The 5,910-nt window shown below is 75.5% G+C and carries 3 protein-coding genes; 2 read left to right on the top strand and 1 reads right to left on the bottom strand.

Annotated elements, in window-relative coordinates; translation table 11 throughout:
• Window positions 1-3,257, top strand: a 3,257-nt coding sequence (locus FGF04_RS38010) for a thioesterase domain-containing protein (RefSeq protein WP_188114406.1), incomplete at its 5' end; no start/stop codon positions are given.
• Window positions 3,258-3,301: 44 nt separating this feature from the next.
• Here FGF04_RS38010 and FGF04_RS38005 read toward each other — a convergent pair.
• Complete coding sequence (locus FGF04_RS38005; protein WP_149515953.1) at window positions 3,302-4,336, bottom strand: amidohydrolase family protein; 1,035 nt, start codon at window positions 4,334-4,336, stop codon at window positions 3,302-3,304.
• A 184-nt stretch (window positions 4,337-4,520) separates the two neighbouring features.
• Here FGF04_RS38005 and FGF04_RS38000 point away from each other — a divergent pair.
• Window positions 4,521-5,910 (top strand): bifunctional 3-(3-hydroxy-phenyl)propionate/3-hydroxycinnamic acid hydroxylase (locus tag FGF04_RS38000; RefSeq protein ID WP_149515952.1); only part of this gene is annotated, 1,390 nt, incomplete at its 3' end.

Below are 5,910 nucleotides of genomic sequence, written 5' to 3'. Positions count from 1 at the left end.
CCGCCCACCCCGACGCGGACCCCGCGGACATCGCCCACACCCTCGGGGCCCGCCGACGCCACTTCCCCCACCGCACGGCCCTGGTCACCACCTCCTCCGGCGCCGCGCTCGCCGCCGAACTGCGGGCCGTGGCGACCCGCCCCGTACCGGACCGGCCCTGCGGCCCCGGCCGGCACACGGCCCTGTTCCTCGACGCGGACCTCGTCCAGGCGAGGCGGCACACCACGGAGCTGTACGCCGCCGGCCCGGGGTTCCGCGCCCTGCACGAGGAGTGCGTCGCCGGGCTGGGGGCCACCGCGACGGACCCCGACGCGTTCCGTTTCACCTACCAGCTCGCACTGGCCCGGCTGCTGGCCGACCGTTGGGGCATCGCCCCCGCCGCGGTGGGCGGCCGCGGCCCCGGCGCGCTGGCCGCCGCCTGCGTCGCCGGGATCATGGACGTACCGACCGCCGGGGCGTACCTCGCGGCCCGCCGCGGCGCGGGCCCGGTGCCCGGGGCCGCGCTGGCCGCACCCCGGCTCCGCTTCCTCACCGGCACCGGCACCGGCACCGGCACCGGGCCGGCGGCGGACGGCGGGCGGCCGACCGATCCCGGTTTCTGGCTGTCGGGGGAAATCCTGACCGGCTCCGGTACCGGTCCCGGTCTGCAGGAGGGACCGGACGCCGTCAGGGCGCTCCTCTCCCCGCTGACGGACAGCGGTTACGCCACGTTCGTCGTCGTGGGCCCGGAGCCGGAGCCGGAGCCGGAGCCGGAGCCGGAGTCGGATCCGGCGGACGCCCTGTGGTGGACGATCACCCGGACGCCCGCGGACGACGGCGCGGCCTCCGACCCCCCGGGCGGAGGGGAGCTGTGGCCGCGGCTGCTGGAGGGCCTCGCGTCGGCCTATCGGGCCGGAGCGGCCGTCGACTGGGAGGGGCTGCACGAGGGCGGGCGTCCCGCCCGTCTGCCGTTGCCCACCTACCCCTTCCAGCGCAGCCGCCATGTCCCGCCGGTACCGCGCGCCGACGGATTCCGGGCCGCCGCCGCGCGTCGGCCGGACGGAACCGCGTCCCCGCCCGCCGGTCCGACGGCGCTCAGGCAGGTACGGTCCCCGCTGCCCGGGCGGCAGTTCGAGACCGTGCTCAGTCGGCGACTGCTGCCCGAGCTGGCCGACACGGGCGGGGTGCTGCACCTGGGCCACTACCACGACCTGCTGACACGGGTCGCGTGCGAGCTGGGCGGGGCCCCGTCGTACGAACTGCGGGAGGTGGTGTTCACCCACGCGCTGCGGTTCGCGGACGAGCGCCGCACGGTGCAGATCGTCGTCGAGGACGCCGACCGGACCGACCGGACCGACCGGACCGGCCACGGGGACGAGGAGGACGACGGCTGGTGGCCCTTCGCCGTGCACAGCGTCGCCGACGGCGAGACCCGCTGGCACCGGCACGTACGGGGCGAGTTCCGCGTCCGTCCCTCCGGATCGGCGACCGGAGCGACGGCAGGATCGGTGACCGGACCGGTGACCGGACCGGCCGAACTGACGGAGGAGGACCGCCGGGTGCTCCGTGAGCGCTTGCCGGTCCGCACCCGGGCCGACGACTTCTACCGGGACCTGCGCGGGCGCGGTGTGGCCCTGGGCGGTTCGGTCATGCGGGTCGAGGAGGCCTGGTCGGGCGACGGCGAGGTCCTCGCCCGACTGCGCGCCACCGGACCGGACGGCCCCCACCCGGACAGCGCCCCGGACGGCCCGGCGCGCCTGCGTCCCGGAGTGCTGGACGCCTGCGCCCAGTTGTACGTCCTCGCCGCGGGCGAACACCTCCCCGCCGGCGTCCCGTTCATCACCTCCGGGCTGGGCCGGTTCGCCCTCGACAACACGCCCGGACCCGGCGACGAGCCGCTGTGGGCGCACTTCACCTCGGCCGGACCGGCGGACGGGCAGCGCCTGGTGGGCGGCTACCGCCTCTTCGACCACGAGGGGCGCCTGCTCGCCGAGTGCCTCCGGGCGGAGGTCCGCCTCCTGCCTCCTGAAGCCGTCGCCCCGCACGTACGCGACCACGCGGCGACGACCACCGGAACAGCCACAGGAACAGCCACCGGGACGGCCATCGGGACGGCCACCGGGCGGCGGTTGCGGGACGCCGAGCCGGACCGGAGGCCGGAGATCCTCCTCGCGTACCTGACCGACATGCTGGCGGACCTGGTCACCGTGGACGCGGGGGAGGTGCCCGGACGTTCCTTCGCCGACCTCGGACTCGACTCCCTCGCCGCCCTGGAACTGCGCCGGCGGTTGTCCGAGGATCTCGGCGCCGACGTACCGCTGGACGTCCTGGTGGACGGCCCCACGGTGGCTGAACTGGCCGTCCTGCTCGCCGCCCTGCCCGCCTTCCGCCCGGCCCCCGCAGCCGGGACCGACGCCCGGACAGACACGCGGAACCCGGACCACGCCGGGGAGCGGCACCGCGCCCCGGTGTCCGGTGACCCTGCCCGCTGGCTCCGGCACCACAGACTCAGCCGGAACCCCCGGGTCCGGCTGTTCTGCCTCCCCTACGGCGGACGCGGCGCGTCCGTCTTCCGTACCTGGGCGGACGCGCTGCCGGACGACATCGACGTCTGCCCGGTGCAGCTGCCGGGCCGGGAGGACCGCTGGCGGGAGCGCCCACTGGAAGACTGCGGGGAGGCCGTGCGCCTCCTGGCCGGGGTGCTGGCCCCGTACACCGACCGGCCCTTCGCGTTCTACGGGCACAGCATGGGAGCCCTGCTCGCCTACCGGCTCGCCCACGAGTTCGGCACGGTCCGGGGCGGGCCGCTGCGGCACCTCCTCGTCGCGGCCTTCACCTCGCCCTCCCTCGGTCCCAACCCCGTGGCGACACGGATCGCGCAGGCCCACCGGTCCCTGGGACACTCCGCGTGGCCGTCCTCCGCCGAACCGCAGGACGCGTTCCGGGAAGACCCCGGGAAGCTCGCGCGCGCCCTGCGGGAGCGCCTCGGTGAGGAGGCCGGAAGCCAGCTGGCGGGCCTGCTGGACCCCGTCGGCCGCGCCGATCTGCGCATCGTGCACGGGTACACGCCCGCGACGGCCGGAGCGGACCTCCACGCGCCCGTCACCGCACTGCACGGCCGCCGGGACCCGCTGGTCGGCGAGGAGGACATGAGCGCGTGGAGAGCGGTGACCACGGGCGCCTTCCGGCTGGAGACGTTCCCCGGGGACCACTACTTCTGCCATCCGGACCAGGACCAGGAGGCCGTGCTCTCCCTGCTCCGCGACCGGCTGTGCTGAGCCGCTCCCGCGTACGTCCGCGGGGACGCTTCCAGGGACGCCCCTCAGTCGGTGCCGGGCTGGACGAGCGTGAACAGGACCCGGGCGCCGGCCCGTCGTACGACATGCCGCAGGCGGGTCCGCGCAGCCGGGGCCGGCGCCCCGCCCAGGCGGGGGAAGAGGGCCTCGGCGTTGGCGTGGTCGATGGCCGCCAGCATCTTCGGTGCCACCCCGGTCTTGAGCCCGTTGGCGAAGTACTGCCCGGCGGGCGCGGGGGCGAAGGGCCAGTCGCTGCCGAAGAGGACGTGCCCGGGCCGGGCGAAGGCGAGCAGGCTGGGCAGGGCGGCGGGACTGGAGGAGAGGGCGGTGTCGAAGTAGAAGGAACGGAAGTCGTCCAGGACGTCCAGGAGGCTGCGGCCGGCCTCGGCGGCGATGGTGACGGCCAGGCGGTGGGAGGCGTACGGCACGAAGCCGCCCCCGTGGCTCAGGACGAACCGGATGCCCGGGTGGCGGCGGACGACGCCGCGCCGTACGAGGAGGTACGCGGCGCGGGTGGTGTCCAGGAGGAAGTCCGCGGCGAACGGCGGGATGCCGTCCACGGCCGGTGCCGGCAGCTCGGCCGGGTGGATCAGCACGGTGGCACCCCGCTCGTCCAGGGACCGCCACAGCGCGTCCTGGCCCTCCGCGCCGAGATAGGTGCCCCCGTTGTTGGCCAGGAGGACGACACCGTCGGCGCCCAGTTCGTCCAGCGCCCGCTCCGCCTCCGCGGCGCAGGCGGCGGTGCCGGGCGCGGGAAGGGTGGCGAACCAGCCGAAGCGGCCGGGGTGGTCGGCGGGAAGGGACGCGCAGAAGTCGTTCAGCCGGCGCGCCAGGCCGGCGGCCTCCTCCGGGTCGGACAGGAAGCCGGTGCCGGGTGCGGAGACGGACACGACGGCCGTGGTGATGCCCAGCAGGTCCATCAGGTCCAGCGCCGCCCCGGCACTCCAGTCGGGCAGGGCACGGCCGCCGACCCCCGCGATGCCCGCCCCGGCGAGGAGGTCGCGGTAGAAGGGCGGGAGCACGTGCTGGTGGACGTCGACGCGGCCGGAGGAGCGGGGCATGCGGTGGCCTCCTGTACGGGGATCCGTGCGCGTGCCCGTGCGGGATCCGGTGGGTGGCGATGCCACGTGGCTCCGCTCAGGCGCCGAACCTACTGTCACCGTCGCGCCGACCGGTACAAAAGACCCGTACGAGGAAAAATACCTACTGTATAACTACTGTGCGATGGTTCGGTGAGGTGGCCGGATGGATGACACGGGAGCCGGGGAGCGCGTCCACGACGTGGCCGTGGTCGGTTACGGGCCCACGGGCGTCACGGCCGCGAACCTGCTGGGCGCCATGGGCCTCGACGTCGTCGTCCTGGAACGCGACGCCGAGGTCTACTCCCGTGCCCGTGCCATCTCCACCGACGAGGAGGTGCTGCGGATCTGGCAGCGCGCCGGCCTGGCCGAACGGCTGAAGCGGGACATGCTGGCCGGCGGCCCCGTGGACTTCGTGGACGCGCGGGGCCGCACCTTCCTCCGCGCCTGCCCCACGCCGCGCGGACACGGTCATCCGCCGCAGATGTTCCTCCACCAGCCCGCACTGGAGCGGGTGCTGCGCGAGGGCGTGGCCCGTTACCCGAACGTGGAGGTGCTGCTGGGGTACGAGTGCCTGCGCGTGCGACAGGACGCGCAGGGCGTCGACCTGACGGCGACCGCCACCGCCACCGAAGTTGCTACCGGCACCGGCACCGGCACCGGCACCGACTCCGTACGCCGTCTCCGCGCCTCCTACGTCATCGCCGCCGACGGCGGATCCAGCCCGACCCGGTCGCAGCTCGGCGTCGGCTACGAGGGGCGGACCTACGACGACCGCTGGGTGGTCGTCGACACCAGGATGCTCGCGCCGTGGCCGGACCACGACCGGCTGCGCTTCCGCTGCGACCCCGCCCGTCCGGCGGTCGACTGCCCGACCCCCCTCGGCCACCACCGCTGGGAGTTCCCCGTCCTGCCGGGCGACGACGAGGCGTACCTGACCACCGACGACGCCGTCCACGCGATGATCGGGCGGTACGGGATCGGCAGGGACGGCGTCAGGATCCTGCGGACCACCGTGTACAGCCACCACGTCCGCTTCGCCGACCGTTTCCGGGCCGGCAGGGTCTTCCTGGCCGGCGACGCCGCGCACGCCATGCCGCCGTGGATCGGCCAGGGCATGGCCGCCGGTGTGCGGGACGCGGCCAACCTCTGCTGGAAGCTCGCCGCCGTGCTGCGCGGCGAACTGCCCGACGCGGTCCTCGACTCCTACGAGGCCGAACGCAGACCGCACGTCGAGGAGGTCACCGCCCGGACCGTGTTCGTGGGCCGGATCATCACCGAGCGGCGGCGTCCGCTCACCCTGCTGCGCGACAGCGCGCTTCCGCTCCTGGGCCGTCTGCCGGGCCTGGCCCGGTGGCTGCAGGACTCCCACTGGATCCCCGTCGCCCGCTACGGCGCCGGCTTCCAGGCCGGCCCCCGCACCCGCGCGTCCGGCCGCCAGGTCCCGCAGCCCTGGGTGACCGCGCCCGACGGGGCACGCCTGCGGCTGGACGACGCGCTCGGCGCCGGCTGGCGCCTGCTGCACGCGCGCACACCCACCCCCCAGCCCCTGTGGC

This window comes from Streptomyces apricus, from assembly GCF_008369065.1.
Classification (GTDB): domain Bacteria; phylum Actinomycetota; class Actinomycetes; order Streptomycetales; family Streptomycetaceae; genus Streptomyces; species Streptomyces apricus.
Note: the sequence above shows the minus strand (reverse complement) of the source record. Positions and strands in the feature narration are given on the sequence as shown.

Bases quoted from the DNA above. Each gene is read 5' to 3' on its own strand.
- FGF04_RS38005 (WP_149515953.1), bottom strand. From the start codon at position 4,336: ATGCCCCGCTCCTCCGGCCGCGTCGACGTCCACCAGCACGTGCTCCCG.